We start from the raw sequence: 22,083 nt of genomic DNA, 5'->3' as shown, positions 1-22,083 counted from the left end.
TGAAGGAATGCCCGGCAGGGTGCTCCCGGGCGGTCAGTATTTTCTCAATCAGAAGATCTTGGAGAACTGGTCGATGTTCGTCGCGTCGTAGACGAACGGGTCGGCCATCGCCGCTTCGCCATTGTCGCCAACCTTGATCTTGCCCATGCGGCCGGCTTCGATTTCGCTACCCGGTGCGCCATCCGTCTCGCCCTTGACCAGGCGATAGGCGATCTGCGTGGACGAATAACCGAGGTCAATCGGGTTCCAGATCGCGAACTCCTTGGTGACGCCGGATTTGATCGCACCGGCCATTTCCGAAGGCAGTCCAAGGCCGGTAACGTAAACATCACCAATCTTCTTAGCGTCAGCGACGGCCTGCGAGGCAGCAAGGACACCGACTGTTGTCGGCGCGACAATGACCTTCACGTTTGGCTGCGAGGTCAAAATGCCTTGCGCTTCGCGGTAGCTTTTGTCGGAAAGGTCATCGCCATAAACGGTGGTGACGAGGTTCAAACCCGGGAAGTTGGGCAGTTGCTTCTTCATCTCGGCAATCCAGGTGTTCTGGTTGGTCGAGGTGGTCGTTGCCGAAAGGATGGCGAAATCACCCTTGCCGTCCTTCAGATGGTTGGCAGCAAGCTGCAGGCACATCTTGCCGATCAGTTCATTGGACGACGGGTTGAGATGCATGATGCGGCCATCCTTGGCGACGGCGGAGTCCCATGAGATCACCTTGATACCGCGGGCCATGGCCTTCTTCAGCGCCGGCACGAGCGCATCGGGATCGTTGGCGGAAACAGCGATGGCGTTGACGTTCTGCGCGATCAAGGCATTGATCACCTCGATCTGGCCTTCGGCTGTCGTTGATGTCGGCCCGGTATAGATGACTTCGACGCCGCCAAGTTCCTTCGCCGCTTCCTGCGCCCCCTTATTGGCGGCTTCAAAGAAGCCGTTGCCGAGCGACTTGACGACGAGGCCGATCTTGACCGTGTCGGCAGCTTGGGCCTGTGATGCGAGCATGGCGACGGCGAATGCCGATCCCAGTATGAGTTTCTTCAATAGTTTCATTGTCTGTCCTCCCAGAGTTTGAACCATTAGATGGATCGAGACCGGTTCGGTCTTAGGCGACCGAAGCGGAATTTCGTGTCTTGTCCTGATTGATCTTGGCAACGATGAGCTGAATACCGGCATCCTCCACCATCTTGCGATCCGTGTCGCTGATGCCATCATCGGTGATGATGGTGGCGACGCGCTGCAACGGGCACAGGATCAAGCTCGAGCGTCGTGAAAACTTGGTGGAGTCGACGAGAAGCACCAGATCATCCGCCTGGTTGATCAGTTTCTGCTCGCCCTGAATGATCAGTGCATCGGACTCCATGACGCCGAACGGACCAACGCCTTGCGCACCCATGAACATGCGCTTGCCATAGAAATTGCGCGTTACGTCGTTGTCGAACGGCGACAATATGATGCTTTGCTCGCGATATATCGCGCCTCCCGGCACGATCACCGAACTCTTGGAGTTCTTAACGAGATGTTCGGCGATGGCGAAGGAGTTGGTCATGACCTGCAGGCGCCGCGTAGCGAGGAAATGCACCATCTGGAAGGTTGTCGTCCCGCCATTGATTATGATGGCGTCGCCCTCTTCGCACAGAGCCACGGCTTCGCGGGCGATGGCGCGCTTCTTGTCGGCATTCTCGGATTCGGAAACATGAAAATGCCGGCCGGCGAGTGGCGTCAGCTGCGGCGGATGGACGGCTTCAGCGCCACCGCGCACACGGCGAAGCTTCCCCTTAACGTGAAGGGACGCAATGTCACGACGGATCGTTGCTTCCGACGCTTCGGTCAGGTCGGCAATATCCTGGATGGTGATGACCGGTTTCTCCTGAACTGCGCTCAGGATGATGCGGTGGCGCTCACGCTCGTGCATTCCTCGTCTCCTCTTATGGCAATTTATTGCGCAAGTTTGTGATCAGTGTCAATCAACTTCAATCAAACAATTACATATTGCAGTGCACAATAGCGCATTTATGATCGGATTTGACTGTTTCTGATTGACATTAAAGCCTGTTCTGCTCCATAGCTAAGGTAAATCGCAGCGGCTGGCGACTACGCTCGGGCCTGCAATTGACCAATCGGGAGGCGAATATGGCAGACAAGGTCCAACTTCTGGAAAACCGTTGGGATGATCAGAAAGCGGCCGGTCTCGATGAACCGGGCAAGCTTCTCTATCGCTCCAACCTGCTCGGCGCCGACAAGCGGATCACCAATTATGGCGGGGGTAATACATCGGCAAAAGTCAGCGAAACCGATCCGCTGACGGGCAGGTCGGTTGAAGTCCTATGGGTCAAGGGATCTGGAGGGGATGTCGGGACGATCAAGCTCGATGGCTTTGCCACCCTCTATATGGAAAAACTCGAATCGCTCAAGTCGATCTACAAGGGCATCGAGGACGAAGACCGCATGGTAGGGTTCCTGCCGCATTGCACATTCAACCTGAACAGCCGCGCAGCATCCATCGATACGCCCCTGCATGGTTTCGTGCCGTTCAAACATGTCGATCATATGCATCCCGATGCGATCATCGCCATTGCCGCTTCGAAAAACTCGCGCGAACTTACTCAGGAAGTTTTCGGAGATGAGATCGGCTGGTTGCCCTGGCGCCGCCCCGGCTTCCAGCTTGGACTCGACCTCGGCGCCTACGTTGCCGCCCATCCGGATTCCAAGGGCGTTGTGCTCGAAAGTCATGGGCTCTTTACCTGGGCCAATGACGCAAAAGAGTGCTACGAACTCACGCTTGATATTATCAACAAGGCCATTGTCTGGTTCGACGCGAAGACGGCCGAACGGCCGGCTTTTGGCGGCGAGGCCGTCGACAGTCTCGACGCTCAAGCGCGACGCGGCATCGCCGCGCGCTTGATGCCCGAAATCCGCGGCAAAATCGGCGCTTCGGAACGCAAGCTCGGCCATTTTGCCGATCAGCCCGGTGTCCTTGAATTCGTCAATTCGCAGAATCTGCGCCCCCTCGCGGCGCTAGGAACCAGTTGCCCGGACCATTTCCTTCGCACGAAAATCCGCCCGCTGGTTCTCGATTTCGACCCTGCGAATCCGGATGTTGACGCGATTCTAGCGTCACTTGACCAGGCGCTCGAAAACTATCGCACGGATTATGCGCGCTACTACAATGCCTGCAAGCACGCGAATTCGCCCGCCATGCGCGACCCCAACCCGGTCATCTTCCTCATCCCCGGCGTCGGCATGCTTTCCTTCGCCAAGGACAAGGCGACCGCGCGGATCGCGGGCGAGTTCTATGTCAACGCGATCAATGTTATGCGGGGGGCCTCGTCTGTTTCCGAATATCAAGGACTTTCCGAACAGGAGGCGTTCGACATCGAATATTGGCTGCTCGAGGAAGCAAAACTGCAGCGCATGCCGAAGCCGAAGCCGCTCGCGGGACGCGTCGCCTTCGTCACTGGCGGTGCCGGTGGCATCGGACGTGCGACCGCCGAACGCCTGCTCGGGGAGGGCGCCTGCGTCGTCCTTGCCGATATCGACCTGGAGGCTTTGAAGCTCGCGCATGAGGATTTCGCCAAACGCTATTCGGCAGATGCCGTGCGAAGCGTGCCCTTGAATGTCACGGATGAAGCCGGTGTCACAGCCAGCTATGCCGAAGCATCGGTGGAATTCGGTGGTGTCGACATTCTGGTCTCAAATGCCGGCATCGCCTCATCGGCACCGATTGAGACTACTGAGCTTTCAATGTGGAATCGCAATATCGATATCCTGGCGACCGGGTATTTCCTCGTCTCGCGCGAGGCCTTCCGCCTGTTTCGCCGTCAGAAACTCGGCGGAAACGTGGTTTTCGTCGCATCCAAGAATGGGCTCGCCGCATCGCCGAACGCCAGCGCCTACTGCGCCGCAAAGGCTGCCGAGATCCATCTTGCGCGCTGCCTGGCGCTTGAGGGCGCAGAGGCCGGGATCCGTGTCAATACGGTTAATCCCGACGCCGTATTGCGGGGATCGAAAATCTGGAATGGCGAGTGGCGCGAACAACGGGCCGCCTCCTCCAATCTGCAGGTGGACGAACTCGAAGAGCACTATCGCAAGCGGTCGCTGTTGAAACTCAATGTACTGCCGGAAGATATTGCTGAAGTCGTATATTTCCTGGCTTCGGATGCGTCAGCCAAATCGACAGGCAACATCATCAATGTCGATGCGGGCAATGCCCAGAGCTTTACGCGCTAAGACCGTCTCGGGAGGACATCATGGCTGAACAGCATATTTCCGGCGAATTTATCGGATTCGAAAACGACCGGTTGCTTACCGCACACAGCAGCGACTATGAGGCGCTGGGCGCCCATCTTGCACGACGCAATATCGATATCGATGCGATCACGAAAAAGGTCGCCGGGTTCTTCGTCGCCGTGCCGTCCTGGGGCGTTGGAACAGGGGGCACGCGTTTTGCCCGCTTTCCAGGCCAAGGCGAGCCGCGAGGGATCTTCGACAAGCTCGATGATTGCGCGGTTATTCAGCAGCTGACGCGGGCGACCCCGAACGTCTCGCTACACATCCCGTGGGACAAGGCTGACCCGAAAGAGCTCAAGGCGCATGCGGATGCCCTCGGCCTGGGCTTCGATGCGATGAACTCCAACACGTTCTCCGATACGCCAGATCAGTTGTATTCGTACAAGTACGGCTCTCTCAGCCATGTCGACGCCGCGACCCGCGCTCAAGCCGTCGAGCACAATATCGAGTGCATCGAAATCGGCAATGCCATTGGCTCGAAGGCGCTCACCGTCTGGATTGGCGACGGGTCGAATTTCCCGGGCCAGACCAACTTCGCGCAATCTTTCGAGCGCTATCTCGCGGCCATGCAGGATATCTATAAGGCGTTGCCGGACGATTGGCGCATCTTTTCCGAACACAAGATGTACGAGCCCGCCTTCTATTCAACGGTCGTACAGGATTGGGGCACCAACTATCTCATCGCCCAGACGCTCGGCCCAAAGGCATTTTGCCTTGTCGATCTTGGCCACCACGCGCCGAACACCAATATCGAGATGATCGTCTCCCGCCTGATCCAGTTCAAGAAGCTCGGCGGCTTTCACTTCAACGATTCCAAATATGGCGATGACGACCTCGACGCTGGATCGATTGATCCCTATCGCCTTTTCCTCGTTTTCAACGAACTCGTCGACGCCGACCACCGCGGTGTGAAAGATTTCCACCCGGCCCACATGATCGACCAGTCGCACAATGTGACTGATCCTATCGAGAGTTTGATTTCGAGCGCCAATGAGATTCGCCGCGCCTATGCGCAGGCGCTGCTTGTCGATCGAGGCGCACTCTCAGGCTATCAGGAAGAAAACGATGCATTGATGGCTTCCGACGCACTCAAGCGGGCGTATCGCACCGACGTCGAGCCAATTCTCGCAGAGGCGCGCCGCCATGCGGGAGGCGCGATCGATCCGATCGCAGCTTATCGCAATAGCGGTTATCGCCTATTCGTGAGCGACAAGCGCCCTGCCAGCGTCGGCGGCAGCGGCGGCATCGTCTAGGCAAATTACCCCCTCCAACATGAAAGCAGCGCCATCGTGCGCTGCTTTTTCCTTTTTTGAATTGACAGCCTTCTACACATTTGGTCTTATTCTACTATAAAGCATTATAATCCATTATAGTGGAATACAAAGGGAACTGTCATGAAGTCATTAAAGCTAGCGCTCTTTCTTGGTTCAGCACTCGTTGCTGTAAGTCCTGCCGCTTTCGCCCAGTCCAAGGGCGGTGTCATCAATGTCGCGACCATTGGCGAACCGCCGACACTCGATGCGATGGCCTCGACTGCCGACCTTGTCGGCATCGTGTCGCAGCATATCTTTGAAACGCTTTATACCTTCGACAAGAGCTGGAATATTACCCCGCTTCTTGCAGCGAGCCTCCCCGAGATTTCGCCGGACGGTAAGGTCTACACCATCAAATTGCGCCCGGGCGTGAAGTTCCACGACGGCACCGATATGGATTCAGCCGATGTCGTCGCCTCGCTGCAGCGCTGGACGCAGATCGCCTCGCGCGGCAAGCAGACCGCATCGATGATCACCTCGATCGAGGCGGTCGATCCGGCAACGGTCAAGATCACGCTCAATATGCCGTACGCGCCACTGGTCTCGCTTCTCGCATTCAACAACGCCGCTGCAATCATCCTCCCGAGCGAAAAGCAGCAGAACCCGATGACCGAACCGGTGGGCACCGGCCCCTATATGCTTAAAGAGCGCAAGGCCGACCAATATATCCAGTTGACCCGCTTTGACGCCTACAAGTCGCCTGAAGGTGACGAAAACGGCTATGGCGGTGCGCGGCACCAATATCTCGATGAAATTCGTTTCGTCCCCGTGCCCGACGCCAACACGCGTGTGCAGGGAGCACTTTCGGGCCAGTTCGACTATGTCGACAGTCTGCCGGTCGAATCCTACGAACAGCTGAAAGGGCAGACGACAACCGAGGCAGTTCTCTTGAAGCCCTTCGGCTGGCCTGTATTCGTCATGAATACCAGCCAGGGCATTACCAAGAACCAGGATTTGCGCCTTGCCATACGCGACGCGCTCAGCGAGGAAGACATGCTTGCCGCGGCATTCGGCAGCACGGACTTCTACGCGCTGAACCCTTCGATGTATCCGGACGGCTATAGCTGGAAAACGGAGGCCGGAACCGAAGGCGCCTATAACGTCGCCGACCCGGAAAAGGCTGCCGAGGAGATGAAGAAGGCGGGGTACAATGGCGAACCTCTGCGCATTCTGACTAGTCGGCAATACGAGTTCCACTACAAGATGGCACAAGTCGCTGCAGAATATCTCAAGGCCGCCGGTTTTACGGTCGATCTTCAGGTCGTCGATTGGGCGACACTCACACAGCGCCGTGCCGATCCCAAGCTCTGGGATATCTATATCAGTCACAGTCCGTTCCTGCCTGAGCCGGCGCTGATCGGCGCCATGTCGACGAGCGCTCCCGGCAATTGGGATACGCCGGCGCGCAAGGCGGCCGTCGACGCTTTCAACTCGGAAGTTGATCCGCAGAAGCGCATCGCATTGTGGGCAGACGTTCAGAAGGTGATTTACGCTGAGGTACCAATCATCAAGATCGGTGATTTCAATGCGCTATCCGCAAAATCACCGAAGCTCGAAGGCTTCACACCTGCGCCGTGGCCGTACTTCTGGAACGTGTCGCTCAAGCAGTAGTGCTTTGTCGGGTGCGGACGGCAAGCCGCCGTCCGCACCCGGTAGCGCAGTTCTCGTGCACATGGGATCGATCGGCCACAAATGCTACGTTACATAATTCAACGCTTTATCGGCATGATTGTCGTGATGTTTCTGGTGGTGACGATCGTCTTCGTCATCGTCCGCGTCACGCCGGGTGATCCAGCCGCCGTCATGCTCGGACCGGAAGCGACCGCCGCCGACATTGCGGAACTGCGCCAGCGCCTCGGGCTCGACCAGTCGATACCGGTTCAATACGTGTACTTCCTCGGCAATCTTTTGAAGGGCGATCTCGGTCAGTCGATCTTTCTCAATCAGCCGGTGCTGCAGGCGCTCGCGCAACGCGCCGAGCCTACCTTCTTCCTGACCGTTTTCTCGTTGCTCATCGCCAGCGTGATCGCCATACCCATCGGGGTTTATGCGGCCTACAGGCGGGCGTCGCTGTTCGATCAGGCCGCGACTGCGCTCGCCATGCTCGCCGCAAGCATCCCGAGCTTCTGGCTCGGCCTCATACTGATGCAGATATTCGCCGTGCGGTTTGGGTTGTTTCCGGTTTCCGGCTATGGCGGCCCGGGCACGTCCCTCGCCGAACGGCTTTCCTATCTGGTTCTACCCGCTTTTGCGCTCGGCATCGTATCCTCGGCGCTGATTATGCGCTTCACCCGCGCCTCGATGCTCGACGTCCTTGGCGACGACTATATTCGAACTGCCCGCGCCAAGGGCGTCGGCGAAGGCAGCGTCGTTCTGAAACACGCTTTCAAGAATGCGCTCATTCCGATCCTCACCGTGATCGGCCTGACCGCCGCCGTGCTGATCTCTGGCGCCGTCGTGACCGAAACCGTCTTTGGCCTTCCCGGTGTCGGTAGCCTTGTCGTCTCGGCGGTTCTTCGGCGCGACTATCCGGTGATCCAGGGAGCACTCCTGATCATCGCAGCGCTCTATGTCCTCATCAATTTCGCCATCGACATGCTCTATCTCGTCGTTGATCCAAGGGTGCGCTACTGATGACCGAAATCGTATCCCCTGCTCCCGTCAGCGAGAGCTCCAAGTTCTTCCGCATTCTGATCCGGCGAAAGACCGTTCTGTTCGGAATGATCGTCCTTGCCATTTTCGTGGTGCTCGCCGTCTTCGCGCCGTTGATCACGCCGTTTTCGCCAAGCAAACTTTCAATCGTCAATCGGTTGAAACCGCCGGACACGAAATTTCTCTTCGGCACCGATGAATTCGGACGCGACGTCTTCTCGCGTACAATCTATTCGGCGCGATTGTCACTGCTTGTGGGTTTTGCGGTGGTCGTGCTCGCCTCGATCATCGGCGTTACCCTCGGACTGCTTGCCGGCTTCTTCCAGAAGCTTGATGCACCGATTACGCGCCTCATCGATGCGATGATGGCATTTCCGGATATCCTGCTTGCCATCGCGCTCGTTGCTGCGCTGGGGCCTTCGCTTACGACCGTTATCGTCGCATTGAGCATCGTCTATGCGCCGCGGCTTGCCCGCATCGTGCGCGCCTCGACTTTGGTCATTCGTGAATTGCCCTATGTGGAAGCGGCGACATCGCTCGGCATTTCCACGCGCCACATCATGACGCGGCACGTGCTGCGCAACCTGCTTTCCCCCATTCTGGTGCAAGGGACCTTCCTTTTTGCCAACGCCATGCTCGCCGAAGCCGGATTGTCATTCCTCGGTCTCGGTGTCAGTCCTGAAGTACCGACCTGGGGAACGATGATCGCATCGGGCCGCCAGTATATCGGCAAGGCCGACTGGATGACCCTCTTTCCCGGTATCGCGATCGTGCTCGCCGTCCTCTCGCTGCAAATGGTCGGCGACGGCTTCCGCGATCTTCTGGACCCCCGCCTCAGAAAGGATCTTTGATCATGTCTGCCTCTCCTGCAACCGATGGTCGCCTGCTCTTGACCAATGTAAAGCCGGTTGCCTTTGGACCCGGTACGCCGACGACCAATATCGATGTTCTCGTCGATGCCGATGGAACGATTGCGGCTTTCGGTCCCTCGCTGAACGTCCCGCAAGACGTACACCGCCTCGATGGGAACGGCGCCTGGATTTCGCCGGGCTGGGTGGATCTGCATACGCATATCTGGCATGGCGGAACCGATATTTCCGTGCGTCCGCAAGTTTGTGGCGCCGAGCGCGGTGTAACTACGATTGTCGACGCAGGTTCAGCTGGGGAAGCCAACTTTCACGGCTTCCGCGAATATATCATCGACCCGGCGCGCGAACGCATCAAGGCTTTCCTCAATCTTGGCTCCATTGGCCTTGTCGCTTGCAACCGGGTGAGCGAACTCAGCGATATCCGATCGATCGACATCGACCGCACTGTCGCCTGCGTCAACGAAAACCCTGACCACATTGTCGGCCTCAAGGTTCGCGCCAGTCATGTGATCACTGGCTCGTGGGGTGTTACCCCTGTCAAGGTCGGCAAGAAGATCGCCAAGATTCTCAAGATTCCAATGATGGTGCATGTGGGCGAACCGCCAGCGCTCTACGATGAAGTCCTCGAGATCCTCGGTCCAGGCGACATCATCACCCATTGCTTTAACGGCAAGGTCGGCAGCAGCATCATCGAAGACGAGGATCTCTTCGAACTAGCTGCGCGCTGCGCCGGGGAGGGCATCCGCCTCGACATTGGCCATGGCGGCGCATCCTTCTCGTTCCGCGTCGCCGAAGTCGCCATCAAACGGGGACTTCTGCCATTCTCGATCTCGACGGATATCCACCTGCGCAGCCTCAACTTCGCCGTCTGGGATCTTGCAACAACAATGTCCAAGCTTTTGAACGTCGGCATGCCATTCGACAAGGTCGTTGAGGCCGTGACCCTCTCGCCTGCTTCGGCTATCGGGCTGCCTACCGAAAACCTCCTTTCCGTCGGCACACGCGCTGATTTCACGATCTTCGAAGTCGACGATGCCGACCTGACCGTTATCGACTCCATGGGTTACGAAGCAAGGCTCGAGAAACTTTTCGAACCGCTTTGGGCGGTGCTTGGCAACGAGTTGGTCAAGGCAGGTCGCTACCAGCCTGTAAAGCCCGAAACATCCGGTGCGATTGCGCCTTATTCATACCGCTGAGGAACACGTCTTGAGTACCATATCCAGCCCGGCGGTCAGTGCCGGCAATTCACCTTATGATCGTTTAAAGGCGCTTGGGCTGACTTTGCCGCCGGCGCCAAGCCCTATCGCCAATTTCGTCACCCATATCCAGGAGGGGAACATGCTTTACCTGTCGGGGCAGGGGCCGCGCGAAGATGACGGATATCTGCACACCGGCAAGGTCGGCGGCAACGTTTCGGTCGAGGAGGCATATAAACACGCACGCCTCACCGGCATCAACCTTCTTGCTGTTATGCAGTCGGCGCTGGGCGATCTCGGCCGGGTGAAGCAAGTCGTCAAGCTGCTTGGCATGGTCAATGCCGTACCCGATTTTGCCGATCATCCCTCGGTCATAAATGGCTGCTCCGACCTTTTCATCGACGTCTTCGGCGAAGCGGGTAACCACGCGCGTTCGGCAGTGGGCTTCGGCTCGCTCCCAGGCAATATCACCGTCGAGATCGAAGCGATCATCGCACTCAAAAACTGAAAGCCCGGATCTACGAATGACTGCGCCAGCCCATGACCGTTTCGATCCGCTCAGCCGAGGCCTTCACCTCGTCGGTGTAGCGTTCGGGGTTGTCGCTGATCTTCTGTTCCGGGAGAACGATCGAAATCGTGGCGATGCAGGCACCTTTGTCGTCACAAATTGGCGCAGCAACGCAGGCAACGGCATAGTCGGATTCGCCGGCCTGGATGGATATGCGCGCATCGAGCGCCTGCTTGGCCGAGGCGGACAGCATAGCCGGGTCGATGACGGCGCGGCCCGTCGGCGAGGACTTGGCGCAATGTTCGAAAAGATCGAGGCGTTCAACCTCCGGCAGATGCCCAACGAGGAGGCGGCCCGACGCCGTCCAGTTGAGAGGGACGCGCGTACCGACGCGAGAGGTCACCTGGAAATGCCCGGGCCCGTCCGCCATGGCAAGTACCATCATATGATCACCGTCGCGGCCGCAGACCTGAACCGTCTCACCGGAAATTCGGCTGAGATTATGCATTTCATGATTGGCGACGTTGAGAAAATCCAGCGAGCGCGCATAGGCGAGGCCGTAATGATAAAGCCGGGCGCCAAGCCAGACCGAACTGTCGCTGTTACGCGTCAGCATGTTCTTTCCGACGAGGTCATCGACGATCACATAGACGGTGGAGAGTGGCGCTCCGATCGCCTTGGCGATCGCATAGACCCCGGCGGGGCTGCCGGTCTCGTAAAGGTAGTCAATGACTTGCAAGGCCCGGTCAATGCCGCTTACGCGGGAGCGGCGCGCCTGAGTACTTTCAGTCTTGGCGAGGCCGCCGGTGGTCTCCATGTCTGATGTCTTTGCGTCCACGCCACACTCCGCGCCGTTCGAGTCATTCGACACACCTTATTACATTATAAAGGTATAGCTGCCAAGCAAATGGAATACTTGTTGGCCAGCAACCCAAGGAGAACACCATGACAGATCTACAACCATCACCCGATAGACGCGAATCCCTCGGGTTGCGCCGCGTCGTCAACGTTTCCGGCACGATGACCTCGCTTGGCGCTTCGATCGCGGTTCCGGAGGCGATCGCAGCCATGGGCTCAATACTGCCTCAATTCGTCGAAATCAACGACCTTCACCGCAAGGCTAGCCCGGTGATCACTCGTCTGACCGGCGGGGAGGCGGGTTTCGTCACTGCATCGTGTTCCGCCGGCATTACCCTTGCTGTTGCCGCTACGATGACGGGATCGGACCTTGCCGCCATCGAGCGGCTTCCTGATACAACCGGACTCAAGAACGAGGTCATCATTCAGACCGGCCATGTCGTGAGCTACGGGGCTCCGGTCGACCAGGCGATCAAACTTGCCGGCGCCAAGGCGGTAATTGTCGGGCAGGCTACCTCCTGCTACCCCTATCACATCGAGGGAGCGATCAATGACCGTACGGCCGCAGCTGTCTTCGTCGTCTCTCACCATACCGTCCAGTATGGCCTTGTCGCGTTGAAGAAATATGCCGAAATATGCCATGCGCGCGGCGTGCCGGTTATTGTCGATGCCGCATCCGAATATGACCTCAAGATCTTCCTTGCCCATGGTGCCGACATCGCGCTCTATTCCTCGCACAAGTTTCTTGGCGGTCCAACCGGCGGCATTGTTGCCGGACGCAAGGACCTTGTCCGCAATGCCTTCCTGCAGAATATGGGCGTCGGGCGGGGCATGAAACTTGGCAAGGAAAGCATCCTCGGCACCATCGCCGCGCTCGAAGCCTGGGAGAAGCGCGACCACGCGGGGATTCGCGAAAAGGAAACGGGTTACCTCAATCTTTGGAAGCAGACATTGACCGGGAAGCCGGGCGTTACGGCCGAGATCGAAGCAGATCCTACGCATAATCCGCTAGACCGGCTGCGCGTTACGATCGATCCGCGCGATGCGCATATCACCGCCTGGGATTTCGCCGACGCCCTGGCAAAAGGCGAGAGGCCGATCATCGTTCGCGATCACGAAGCCGAGCACGGATATTTCTATATGGATCCGTGCAACCTGCACCCGGGCGAGGAGAAGATCGTCGCACGCCGCCTCGAGGAGGAACTCGGGAAAGCAAGAGCTTCCAACGAGATCATCGCAACGCCATTCGAGGAGCGATACGCGCGCCGTATCGCTGGCCTCATGCGCTGGCCGGATTGATTGGTTGAGAGGAGAGACCATGGAAAAGCCTGTCGCCCCCGTCCTGTCCGTTTCCAACCTGACCACGTCATTTCTCGGCGATGGTCAATGGCGACCCGTAGTACGCAACGTCTCGTTCGATGTTGCGCCAGGCGAGACGGTGGCGATCGTCGGCGAATCCGGATCGGGAAAGAGCGTCACGTCGCTGTCGATCATGCGTCTTCTGCAAAAGGACAAGAGCCGCATTGAAGGCAGGATCATGCTGGGCGGCAAGGACATTCTCGCCTTGCCAGAAAAGCAGATGCGAGCAGTACGTGGCAATGACGTCGCCATGATCTTCCAGGAACCGATGACCAGCCTCAACCCACTTTTTACGGTCGGACGCCAGATTAGCGAGGCCTTGTTGTGTCACCACAATATCTCGCGCGCAGAGGCCAAGGCGGAAGCAATCCGCCTGCTCGAGAAGGTTCGCATCCCGGCGGCGCGGTCACGATTCAATGAATACCCGCACCGCTTCTCTGGCGGTATGCGCCAGCGTGTCATGATTGCGATGGCTCTGGCGAGCAAGCCGAAGCTGCTGATTGCCGACGAGCCGACGACGGCGCTCGACGTGACGATCCAGGGCCAGATCCTCGATCTCGTCAAACTCCTGCAGGAGGAGGAGGGCACTTCCGTCCTCTTTATAACCCACGATATGGGCGTCGTTGCGGAAATCGCCGACCGCACCGTTGTCATGTATAATGGCGAGGCGGTCGAGACCGGCAGCACGGACGACATTTTCGCCAACCCCCAGCATCCCTATACGCGTTCACTCCTGTCGGCGGTCCCGGTGCTCGGTTCGATGAAGGGGCATGTGCGGCCATTGCGCTTTCCGGTCGTAGACCGCGCGACGGGCACATCCGACACGCCGGTCGAGGCCGCGGATACCGTACAAGCCGACAAGCCGCCGCTGCTTAAGGTTCGCAACCTCACCACACGCTTCAACATTCACTCCGGCATGTTCGGTCAGTTGGAGGGGCGCGTCCATGCGGTTGAAAATCTCTCCTTCACCTTGCAACCCGGAGAAACCCTCTCGCTAGTCGGCGAGTCGGGCTGCGGCAAGTCGACCACCGGCCGTTCGATTATGAGGCTTGTGCAGCCGCAAAGCGGGGAAGTGCTGCTGAACGGCCAAGATGTTCTCGGCATGGACAAGAAGCGAATGCGCGACATGCGCCGCACCATGCAGATGATCTTCCAAGATCCCTTCGCCAGCCTCAATCCGCGCATGACGGTTGGAGCCGCCATCGCCGAGCCCTATCTCGAGCACAAGCTCGGGACCCGAGAGCAGGCACGCGAACGCGTTGCCAATCTCCTTGAACGAGTCGGGCTCAAGGCAGACATGGCCGGACGCTACCCCCACGAGTTTTCCGGCGGCCAGCGCCAGCGCGTGTGCATCGCCCGCGCATTGGCGCTCGATCCAAAGCTCATTGTTGCGGACGAGTCCGTATCCGCCCTCGACGTTTCGATCAAGGCGCAGGTCATCAACCTGCTCCTTGACCTCCAGGCCAGCCTCAACCTTGCCTATCTGTTCATCTCGCATGATATCGCAGTGGTCGAACGGGTCAGCCACCGCATCGCCGTCATGTATCTCGGGGAAATCGTGGAGATCGGTCCGCGCGCAGCCATTTTCGAAAACCCGCAGCACCCTTACACGAAGAAGCTGATCTCTGCGGTTCCAGTCCCCGACCCTTCACGGCGTGGTGACAGGCGGCCGGTTTCCAACGACGAGATCAAGAGCCCAGTGCGCGCTCCCGACTTCGTCGTTCCGCTGCGCCAATACGCGGAAGTCTCAAGCGGCCATCTGGTGCAGATGTAGAGTTTGAAGCCGCGGCGCCGCGGCTGCCAGCCCCCAGTTCACTTCGCCTTCTTCGACCCGACGAGTTCATCCCACTTGCGAAACGCCATGACCATCTGATCGGGTTTGAGCGGCAGTTCGATCGGATTGTTGGCGATCAGGTCGGCATATTCGGGCCGTCCGAACTCCTTGATGACGTCCTGGCTGTGCTGTGGGGCCATGCTGATCGGCACGTTCTTTACCGCTGGACCCGGATAGAGATAACCCTCATCATAGGCATAGGCCTGCGCCTTCGGGGTGAGCAGGAAGGCCATCAGATCGAGTACCACTGCGACCTTGTCATTGGCGATGCCGTTTGGCATGCACATGAAGAACGCATCCGACACCCAATGGAAGCCCTTAAGCGTGCCGATCTTCGCCGTCTCGGGCACGATGCCGAGCGCGCGCGGATTGATGTCCCAGCCGGTCGTGCTGATGATGATGTCGCGCGACCCTTCGCCGAATTCCTTCATCGTCGCGCCCGTGCCCGCCGGGTAATAGTCGATATACTGGCCGATTTCGGCGAGATAGGCCCATGTCTTGTCCCAGCCATTAACCGGATCGCGCGGATCCTTGTCGCCGAGCAGATAGGGCAGGCCCATCATGAAGGTTCGGCCGGGTCCGGAATTCGTCGGGCGTGCATACATGAAACGGCCGGGATTGGCCTTTGCATAGGCAAGTAGTTCTTCGGCGGTTGTAGGCACCTGTTTTACGCGGTCCGGGTCATATTCGATCAAAGGGCCGGAGGGGTAGTAGTTGACAACGACCCCAAAGCCGTCACCCTGCGCCTTGTGCAGCGCAAGTGCCGCGGGCTCGTAGTTTTCCTCGAGACCGGAAAACTTATCGGCGAAATCGGGCAGAATTTTCATCCAGGTTTCATTGACGAGACCCGCCGCCAGCCCATCGCTGCCCGTGAGCACAATATCGATGTCGACGCTTTTTGCCGCCTGCTGCGCCTTCAGCTTGCCGGCAAGTTCGGTTACCGGCGCCTTCGTGAAGATGATGCGTGATGCACGTTCCGGATAGGTTTTCGCATATTCCTCGAAGGCGGGCTGCATCAGAGCAAGAGCGCCGCCGACATCCATTACCGTAATAAGAACCGAGGCTGCCGGGAGAGCGGGAGCGGCCGCCCGTGCAATTGTCATGCCTCCCATTGCGGAAGCAGTAATACCACCGAGCACCGTTCGGCGATTAATGCGAATCAAGTCATTTGCCATGTGAGTTCCCTTTTTATCGCGTTTCAATTGAAAGTCCGCTCTTTATTGCCGAGCCGGATACGCTTTAGCGCCATCGTGTCCGACCATTCGATTTCAGCTTCAGGCAAGGCGATACTGCGCGCGCGCAATACCGGCTCAAGCACATCGAGAAGCCGCGTCGATGCCATCTGGACAGCCTGCTCGAACGTGGCAATTCTCCAGTGGACAAGGTTGCGGATGGCGTCATCGAGGCGAAGCGCCGAGCCGGCGAGCCCCTTGAGGCCCGGCAGTCCAACGCTGCCGTCGGCCGAGCGATGGATGCGCATGCCGGCGAAGTCATAGTCGCCCGGCCTGGCAGCGGCAGCGGCTGTCGCGTCAGTAACCAACGCCGACCGCTCGAACCCCTTGGCGCGGATGAGCGCTTTCAACGCAGGCGGCGGAAGATGAATGCCATCGGCAATGAATGTGGCCAGCAGTCGATCTTCTGCGAGCTGCGCAAAGAGCGGATTGGCAAGCTTCGGCAGAACCTGCGGAAGGCCGTTGCCGAGATGGGTGGATAGCTGGGCTCCGGCGGCGACAGCCTTGCCCACGCCCGCAAAGTCGATCGAAGAGTGGCCTATCGATACGAGCCGGTCCTGCGTAACCATTGCCTTTATGAAATCAAGTCCGCCCTCTACTTCCGGCGCCAGAGTGATGAGCAATATGGGGCGTGTAAGCACTTTTTCGAGGCTGAGGACAAGGCCGGGATCTGCTGCTGTCATGGCGCTTGCCGGATGGCAACCGGAATATCCGGACATGGGATTCAGAAACGGGCCTTCGAGATGATAGCCGGGACACATCAGAGGCCCAAGGCGGCTTCCAGCAATGCTATGGTCGAGAGCGGCGAAGCGGGCTTCGAGTTCAGTCGGCGTTGCCGTGATGATCGTCGGCAGACAGGTGGTGACGCCGCTCGCCAGCATGGCTTCGAGCGCATCGTCCAGCGCTTCGGGAGTAAGCCCGGCGTCATTGAAATCGACGCCGGCAAAGCCGTTGACCTGAATGTCGACCAGGCCGGGCGTAATCATGCGAGCAGCGATGCCGATGATGGATCGAGCAAAAGCACTGTTTGAGGGTGCTCCTGTACGATTGACGCGGGATGGCGCGGATCAACGCTCCCTTCGACCGCATACTTCACCGCCTGCGCCTTGCGTGCATCAGGCACCGACAGGATGATGAGCTTGCTCTTCATGATCTGGCGGATGCTCATGGAAATCGCCTGTTTGGGAACCGCTGCGAGGTCCGGAAACCACCCTTCGCCCAGTTGCTGCCTGCGGCAAGCCTCGTCGAGGGTAACGACGATGTAAGACTCTTCGGTTTCGAAATCAGCCGGCGGGTCATTGAACGCAAGATGGCAATTTTCACCAATGCCGGCGAAGCATACGTCGATGTCGTGCTCACGGATCACCCGGCTGAGCCGGTCCGCTTCCGATTGTGCATCGGTCTCGGCATTGATCGGATAGAATTTCACCTTACCGCCAAGCGGTTCGACGAAGCGTTCGAACAGATATTTCCGGAAACTTGCGGGATGGTCGATGTCCATGCCGACATATTCATCGAGGTGAAAGGCGGTCACTTTCGACCAGTCTATATCCCTGACGGCTACAAGACTACGCAGAAATTCGAACTGGCTTGCTCCCGTTGCAACAATGATTGAGGCCTTGCCCTTCTCCGCAATGGCGCGGCGAATGGCCGATGCGCCAAGATCGGCCGCTGCGGCGCCGAGCGCCTCTTTGTCGTTCAGAATGCGTATATCCACCATCAAATTTCCGTTCATCTGCTTGTGCTTTACGAGCTCGCGGGCAATGTAAACACGGCCACCCCAGACACGGCAAGCATTTTCGAATAATATTATTCAAAAATAAGGACCAGGTTTTTCGGTATGCTTCTGACGATTGACGAGACCCGCTATGACGATGCCCATCAGCGCGACTGCGCCAGAGTCGCTGCCCTCCTTTCCGATGGAGAATCGCACTCGCGCCCGCATGTCGGCGAGGCTCTGCAGATGACGTCGACGACAACATCGCGCGTCGTTGCAGATCTCATGGAACGCGGGCTCGTCATAGGGGAGGCCGGAGAGAAAAGCGGCCGCGGCAGACCCGCCGTTCAATTCGCTCTAAACCCTCTGCGCCTTGGCGCAACGGTGATCCACATTTCGAGCCGGTCGCTGCTTGGCGTGTTGGTCGACCTGAGCGGACGGGTGATTCAGCGCCTGGGCGCCGACGTGCCGACGAATGCGAATAACGAGACCATGGCCGCTGCCATGCGCGGTCTGGTCACCGCGCTAGTTGGTCAATGTCCGCCAGGCATGGCGCACATGGGAACCTCGGTCTCCGTCGCTGGCGTCGTCAACGTTCGAGACCGGACATGGTTGATTACGTCGCGCTGGCCGCATATCCGAAATCTGGACCTCGCGGCAGCGCTCGCGACTGTGACGCCGGTCGTGGTCGTTTGCCGGCATCTTGATGCGGAAATCGCCGCCCGCACCATCAAAGATGCGGCGGACACACGGGACAGCACCCTGTTGCTGCACTGGGGATGGGGTATTGGCCTCGCTTACAGCATTGACGGCGAACCCTTCATGCCCGCAGGCGATCCGTTCGGCGAAATTGGCCACTGGCGCTTTAACATGCTCGAGCAGCGCCCATGCGGTTGCGGCAACCACGGATGCCTCGAAACCGCTGCGGCGCTCTGGGCTCTGTTACCGCAACTGCGTGAAACCTGGCCCGAACTTTCGGAGGACGAGGAAATCGTCGCCGGCCAATTGACCGGGCTCGATCTCGTCGCGCGGCCGGAGATAACGACGGCGCTCCATCTGGTGGCCCGATCGCTCGCCAATGTATGCCGCCTGCTTTTTCCGAGGCGGGTTATCGTTACCGGGCCTTTCATCGGCAACCTCGGAATATGGGATGCTTTTGAAGATGCGTTCCAGGCGGAAGGTGTGATGGGTGGCCTTGGACTGCCGGTTCTGGTTGCTGATAGGTCCAGCGAGGATTACGCTATCGTCGGGGCGGTTCGACCCTTACTCAATCTGGGGCTTGAGACATTCATCCGATCGTGAGATGACAACCGCCACCATCGGAACGACCCACGCCACAAAGCGGGAAAAATCATGACCAACCATTTTATCGACCACCTGTCGCGGGAACTTGCTCAGCTGAAAGAGACGGGCCTCTACAAAAGCGAGCGCGTCATCGTTTCAAAGCAAGCAGGCGAAATCGAGATTTCGACCGGGGCGAAGGTCTTGAATTTCTGCGCCAACAATTACCTCGGCCTCGCCGACAACGAGGAACTGGCGTCTGCTGCCAAGGCCGCGCTCGACCGCTACGGCTACGGCATGGCATCGGTGCGCTTCATCTGCGGTACCCAGGAGGAGCACAAGCAGCTTGAGGCGCGTATATCGTCCTTCCTTGGTCTTGAGGATACGATCCTCTATTCGAGCTGCTTCGATGCCAATGGCGGACTGTTCGAGACGCTGCTCGGCGAAGAGGACGCGATCATTTCGGACGCGCTCAACCATGCCTCGATCATCGATGGCGTCCGCCTCGCGAAGGCCAAGCGCTTCCGCTATGCCAACAATGACATGGCTGCGCTCGAGGAGGAATTGAAGAGGGCCGAAGGCTGCCGCTTCAAACTCATTGCGACCGACGGGGTGTTTTCCATGGATGGCATCATCGCGAACCTTGAGGGGGTCTGCGATCTCGCTGAAAAACACGGGGCGATGGTCATGGTCGATGACAGCCATGCGGTCGGCTTCGTCGGCACGAACGGTCGCGGCTCGGCCGAACATTGCGGCGTCGAGGGCCGGGTGGATATCATCACGGGTACGCTCGGCAAGGCGCTTGGCGGTGCTTCCGGCGGTTATACGTCCGGCAGACGAGAAGTGGTCGACTGGCTACGCCAACGTTCGCGCCCCTACCTCTTCTCCAATACGCTGGCGCCGGTCATCGCCGCGGCCTCGCTCAAGGTCTTTGACCTCGTCGACAATGGGGCCGACTTGCGTAAACGCCTGACGGCGAATGCACAGCATTTCCGTCGCGACATGTCGAAGCTCGGCTTCACGCTTGCCGGCGCCGATCATCCGATCATTCCGGTGATGCTCGGCGAGGCGACGCTGGCGCAGGAGATGGCGGCACGCATGCTGGAGAAGGGCGTTTATGTCATTGGCTTCGCCTTCCCGGTTGTGCCGCGCGGCCAGGCCCGCATCAGGACGCAGATGTCTGCCGCTCACACCACGCAAGACGTCGCTCGGGCGATCGAGGTTTTTGCCGAAGTCGGGCGTGATCTCGGCATCATCAAATAGGAAACCACCATGTCGAATATGATGAAGGCACTGGTCAAGGCGAAGGCGGAGCCCGGCATCTGGATGGAGCGTGTGCCGGTTCCCGAGCCCGGGCCGAATGACGTCCTGATCAAGGTCAAGAAATCCGCCATCTGTGGAACGGACGTGCATATCTACAACTGGGACAAATGGGCCCAGGCGACTATTCCCATACCCATGGTCGTCGGCCACGAATTCAGCGGGGAGATCGCCGACGTTGGCTCGGCGGTGACCAAGTACAAGGTCGGCCAGCGCGTTTCGGGCGAGGGCCACATCGTCTGCGGGACGTGCCGCAACTGCCGCGCCGGCAGGGGGCATCTTTGCCGCAACACGCTCGGCGTCGGTGTGCACCGACCCGGATCCTTCGGCGAGTATGTCTGCATTCCCGAAGCCAATGTCGTGCCAATACCGGATGATGTCCCCGACGAAATCGCCGCGATCTTCGACCCGTTCGGCAATGCCGTTCACACGGCGCTTTCCTTCGATCTCGTCGGCGAGGATGTACTGGTAACGGGGGCTGGTCCAATCGGCATTATGGGCGCGCTGGTGGCAAAACGCTCCGGTGCCCGCAAGGTCGTGATCACCGATATCAACCCGTCGCGCCTCGCGCTGGCGAAGAAGCTCGGCATCGATTACGTCGTCGATGCCTCCAAGCAGAACCTGACCGATGTCATGCGCGACATCGGCATGACCGAGGGTTTCGACGTCGGGCTTGAAATGTCCGGCGCAGCCCCAGCGTTTCGCGACATGATCGACAAGATGAACAACGGCGGCAAGATCGCTATCCTCGGCATTGCCCCGACCGGCTTCGAAATCGACTGGAACAAGGTGATTTTCAAGATGCTCAACCTGAAGGGCATATACGGCCGCGAAATGTTCGAGACCTGGTACAAGATGATTGCCTTCGTGCAGGGTGGACTCGATCTTTCACCGATCATCACGCATCGCCTGCCGATCGACGATTTCCAGGAAGGCTTCGACGCGATGCGTTCAGGCAGTTCGGGCAAAGTAGTGCTGAACTGGCAATAGACGTATCTACATCCGGCACTTTATATCAATAATGGGACGCTACTGGCGTCCCATTTTCTTTATGCCGCTGCTCAACCATACATTCGATAAAATCATCGAGTTATTTTTGTACATCAAAGCAGCGAACGGAATTAACCCACGCGGGTGATGCCCTCCAAGCCTAAATGCAGGTATTTTATTGTCAATGCTGCATGGTTGCCTTCTCGAAAGCGGCCTGTGCGGCAACGGGGATATACGAACATGGCTGCGACCAAATACAGATCTCATCTGGATTCGCCAGCATTGTGCCTGACGCTTCTTGCACCCCTCATCCTGCTCGTTGCATTGTTGATGCCGGTACGTCCGGCCTTGGCGCTCCTTCCCGAGTTTCGGGAAACGCCGTGCTGGTTCACGTTGCCGAGGGACCGCGACATGCGGTGCGGACATCTGCTGGTGCCCGAAAATCGCGGCAAGCCTGGTAGCGCGACGATAGAATTGGCAGTCGTGATCTTCGAGCCCGACCGCGTGCGCCATGAACCGGTCGTCTATCTGAATGGCGGACCAGGACAACCGGCACGCATCGAAACCCGCAGCGATATCGACGAATGGTGGAGCTTCATCGATACTGGCGCTTGGCTGCGCGGGCGGCGCCTCGTCGTAGTCGACCAGCGCGGTGTCGGTCTGTCGAAGC

General features: G+C 58.6%; 19 protein-coding genes. 13 read left to right on the top strand and 6 right to left on the bottom strand.

Going from position 1 to position 22,083, the window contains the following annotated elements; translation table 11 throughout:
• Nucleotides 1–48 precede the first annotated feature (48 nt).
• Together rhaS and AAAB35_RS15480 are read right to left on the bottom strand one after the other, a co-directional pair.
• Nucleotides 49–1,047: a rhamnose ABC transporter substrate-binding protein gene (gene rhaS / locus AAAB35_RS15485; protein WP_340669184.1), complete on the bottom strand. Its 999-nt coding sequence runs from the start codon at nucleotides 1,045–1,047 to the stop codon at nucleotides 49–51.
• A gap of 52 nt (nucleotides 1,048–1,099) precedes the next feature.
• On the bottom strand, nucleotides 1,100–1,909 hold the full coding sequence (locus tag AAAB35_RS15480) for a DeoR/GlpR family DNA-binding transcription regulator (RefSeq protein WP_340669183.1): 810 nt from the start codon (nucleotides 1,907–1,909) through the stop codon (nucleotides 1,100–1,102).
• Nucleotides 1,910–2,127: 218 nt separating this feature from the next.
• On the opposite strand from AAAB35_RS15480, the gene AAAB35_RS15475 reads away from it, so the two are divergent.
• The 7 genes from AAAB35_RS15475 (at nucleotide 2,128) to AAAB35_RS15445 (ending at nucleotide 10,822) form a co-directional block, all read left to right on the top strand.
• Nucleotides 2,128–4,224 (top strand): bifunctional rhamnulose-1-phosphate aldolase/short-chain dehydrogenase, encoded by a 2,097-nt coding sequence (locus AAAB35_RS15475; protein WP_340669181.1) that lies wholly within the window; start codon nucleotides 2,128–2,130, stop codon nucleotides 4,222–4,224.
• A gap of 20 nt (nucleotides 4,225–4,244) precedes the next feature.
• A complete protein-coding gene (gene rhaI, locus AAAB35_RS15470) occupies nucleotides 4,245–5,537 on the top strand; it encodes an L-rhamnose catabolism isomerase (protein WP_340669180.1) in 1,293 nt (430 codons plus the stop codon).
• A 141-nt stretch (nucleotides 5,538–5,678) separates the two neighbouring features.
• On the top strand, nucleotides 5,679–7,208 hold the full coding sequence (locus tag AAAB35_RS15465; protein ID WP_340669178.1) for an ABC transporter substrate-binding protein: 1,530 nt from the start codon (nucleotides 5,679–5,681) through the stop codon (nucleotides 7,206–7,208).
• A gap of 81 nt (nucleotides 7,209–7,289) precedes the next feature.
• On the top strand, nucleotides 7,290–8,231 hold the full coding sequence (locus AAAB35_RS15460; RefSeq protein WP_340669177.1) for an ABC transporter permease: 942 nt from the start codon (nucleotides 7,290–7,292) through the stop codon (nucleotides 8,229–8,231).
• The gene (locus tag AAAB35_RS15455; protein WP_340669176.1) at nucleotides 8,231–9,100 is read left to right on the top strand and encodes an ABC transporter permease; all 870 of its coding nucleotides are present in this window, start codon (nucleotides 8,231–8,233) and stop codon (nucleotides 9,098–9,100) included. The genes AAAB35_RS15460 and AAAB35_RS15455 overlap by 1 nt, the downstream gene beginning before the upstream one ends.
• Nucleotides 9,101–9,102: 2 nt before the next feature.
• A complete protein-coding gene (locus AAAB35_RS15450) occupies nucleotides 9,103–10,314 on the top strand; it encodes an amidohydrolase/deacetylase family metallohydrolase (protein WP_340669175.1) in 1,212 nt (403 codons plus the stop codon).
• A 10-nt stretch (nucleotides 10,315–10,324) separates the two neighbouring features.
• Nucleotides 10,325–10,822 carry a RidA family protein gene (locus AAAB35_RS15445; RefSeq protein WP_340669173.1) on the top strand — a complete coding sequence of 166 codons (498 nt, stop codon included), beginning with the start codon at nucleotides 10,325–10,327 and terminating at the stop codon, nucleotides 10,820–10,822.
• A gap of 10 nt (nucleotides 10,823–10,832) precedes the next feature.
• Here the strand turns inward: AAAB35_RS15445 and AAAB35_RS15440 are convergent, their stop codons facing one another.
• Entirely contained in the window at nucleotides 10,833–11,639 is an 807-nt protein-coding gene (locus tag AAAB35_RS15440; protein ID WP_340669196.1) for an IclR family transcriptional regulator, read from the bottom strand.
• Nucleotides 11,640–11,767: 128 nt separating this feature from the next.
• Here AAAB35_RS15440 and AAAB35_RS15435 point away from each other — a divergent pair, with 128 nt between their 5' ends.
• Nucleotides 11,768–12,979: an aminotransferase class V-fold PLP-dependent enzyme gene (locus AAAB35_RS15435; protein ID WP_340669172.1), complete on the top strand. Its 1,212-nt coding sequence runs from the start codon at nucleotides 11,768–11,770 to the stop codon at nucleotides 12,977–12,979.
• A 19-nt stretch (nucleotides 12,980–12,998) separates the two neighbouring features.
• A complete protein-coding gene (locus AAAB35_RS15430) occupies nucleotides 12,999–14,813 on the top strand; it encodes an ABC transporter ATP-binding protein (RefSeq protein ID WP_340669171.1) in 1,815 nt (604 codons plus the stop codon).
• Between the two features lie 38 nt (nucleotides 14,814–14,851).
• Here the strand turns inward: AAAB35_RS15430 and AAAB35_RS15425 are convergent, their stop codons facing one another.
• The 3 genes from AAAB35_RS15425 to AAAB35_RS15415 are packed head-to-tail and all read right to left on the bottom strand — an operon-like array spanning nucleotide 14,852 to nucleotide 17,840.
• Nucleotides 14,852–16,033, bottom strand: a complete 1,182-nt coding sequence (locus AAAB35_RS15425; protein WP_340669195.1) for an extracellular solute-binding protein — start codon at nucleotides 16,031–16,033, stop codon at nucleotides 14,852–14,854.
• 38 nt (nucleotides 16,034–16,071) lie between these two features.
• Nucleotides 16,072–17,091, bottom strand: a complete 1,020-nt coding sequence (locus AAAB35_RS15420) for an N-acetylglucosamine-6-phosphate deacetylase (RefSeq protein WP_340669169.1) — start codon at nucleotides 17,089–17,091, stop codon at nucleotides 16,072–16,074.
• Nucleotides 17,088–17,840 (bottom strand): glucosamine-6-phosphate deaminase, encoded by a 753-nt coding sequence (locus AAAB35_RS15415; RefSeq protein ID WP_340669168.1) that lies wholly within the window; start codon nucleotides 17,838–17,840, stop codon nucleotides 17,088–17,090. The genes AAAB35_RS15420 and AAAB35_RS15415 overlap by 4 nt, the downstream gene beginning before the upstream one ends.
• A 105-nt stretch (nucleotides 17,841–17,945) precedes the next feature.
• On the opposite strand from AAAB35_RS15415, the gene AAAB35_RS15410 reads away from it, so the two are divergent.
• The 4 genes from AAAB35_RS15410 to AAAB35_RS15395 form a co-directional block, all read left to right on the top strand.
• Nucleotides 17,946–19,124 (top strand): ROK family protein, encoded by a 1,179-nt coding sequence (locus tag AAAB35_RS15410; RefSeq protein ID WP_340669166.1) that lies wholly within the window; start codon nucleotides 17,946–17,948, stop codon nucleotides 19,122–19,124.
• A gap of 51 nt (nucleotides 19,125–19,175) precedes the next feature.
• On the top strand, nucleotides 19,176–20,366 hold the full coding sequence (locus tag AAAB35_RS15405) for a glycine C-acetyltransferase (protein ID WP_340669165.1): 1,191 nt from the start codon (nucleotides 19,176–19,178) through the stop codon (nucleotides 20,364–20,366).
• Nucleotides 20,367–20,375: 9 nt separating this feature from the next.
• The gene (tdh, locus tag AAAB35_RS15400; protein WP_340669164.1) at nucleotides 20,376–21,413 is read left to right on the top strand and encodes an L-threonine 3-dehydrogenase; all 1,038 of its coding nucleotides are present in this window, start codon (nucleotides 20,376–20,378) and stop codon (nucleotides 21,411–21,413) included.
• Nucleotides 21,414–21,653: 240 nt separating this feature from the next.
• A partial coding sequence (locus AAAB35_RS15395) for a hypothetical protein (protein ID WP_340669163.1) occupies nucleotides 21,654–22,083 on the top strand: 430 nt, incomplete at its 3' end.

The sequence above is a fragment of the Phyllobacterium sp. genome (genome assembly GCF_037994425.1).
Classification (GTDB): domain Bacteria; phylum Pseudomonadota; class Alphaproteobacteria; order Rhizobiales; family Rhizobiaceae; genus Phyllobacterium.
This window is presented reverse-complemented; position numbering and strand designations above follow the sequence as displayed.

Coding starts and splice junctions, on each gene's coding strand:
- AAAB35_RS15415 (WP_340669168.1), bottom strand. CDS start 17,840: ATGAACGGAAATTTGATGGTGGATATACGCATTCTGAACGACAAAGAG.
- rhaI (WP_340669180.1), top strand. CDS start 4,245: ATGGCTGAACAGCATATTTCCGGCGAATTTATCGGATTCGAAAACGAC.
- AAAB35_RS15450 (WP_340669175.1), top strand. CDS start 9,103: ATGTCTGCCTCTCCTGCAACCGATGGTCGCCTGCTCTTGACCAATGTA.
- AAAB35_RS15480 (WP_340669183.1), bottom strand. CDS start 1,909: ATGCACGAGCGTGAGCGCCACCGCATCATCCTGAGCGCAGTTCAGGAG.
- tdh (WP_340669164.1), top strand. CDS start 20,376: ATGTCGAATATGATGAAGGCACTGGTCAAGGCGAAGGCGGAGCCCGGC.
- AAAB35_RS15440 (WP_340669196.1), bottom strand. CDS start 11,639: ATGGAGACCACCGGCGGCCTCGCCAAGACTGAAAGTACTCAGGCGCGC.
- AAAB35_RS15465 (WP_340669178.1), top strand. CDS start 5,679: ATGAAGTCATTAAAGCTAGCGCTCTTTCTTGGTTCAGCACTCGTTGCT.
- AAAB35_RS15430 (WP_340669171.1), top strand. CDS start 12,999: ATGGAAAAGCCTGTCGCCCCCGTCCTGTCCGTTTCCAACCTGACCACG.
- AAAB35_RS15460 (WP_340669177.1), top strand. CDS start 7,290: ATGCTACGTTACATAATTCAACGCTTTATCGGCATGATTGTCGTGATG.
- AAAB35_RS15475 (WP_340669181.1), top strand. CDS start 2,128: ATGGCAGACAAGGTCCAACTTCTGGAAAACCGTTGGGATGATCAGAAA.
- AAAB35_RS15455 (WP_340669176.1), top strand. CDS start 8,231: ATGACCGAAATCGTATCCCCTGCTCCCGTCAGCGAGAGCTCCAAGTTC.
- AAAB35_RS15420 (WP_340669169.1), bottom strand. CDS start 17,091: ATGATTACGCCCGGCCTGGTCGACATTCAGGTCAACGGCTTTGCCGGC.
- AAAB35_RS15405 (WP_340669165.1), top strand. CDS start 19,176: ATGACCAACCATTTTATCGACCACCTGTCGCGGGAACTTGCTCAGCTG.
- rhaS (WP_340669184.1), bottom strand. CDS start 1,047: ATGAAACTATTGAAGAAACTCATACTGGGATCGGCATTCGCCGTCGCC.
- AAAB35_RS15410 (WP_340669166.1), top strand. CDS start 17,946: ATGCTTCTGACGATTGACGAGACCCGCTATGACGATGCCCATCAGCGC.
- AAAB35_RS15435 (WP_340669172.1), top strand. CDS start 11,768: ATGACAGATCTACAACCATCACCCGATAGACGCGAATCCCTCGGGTTG.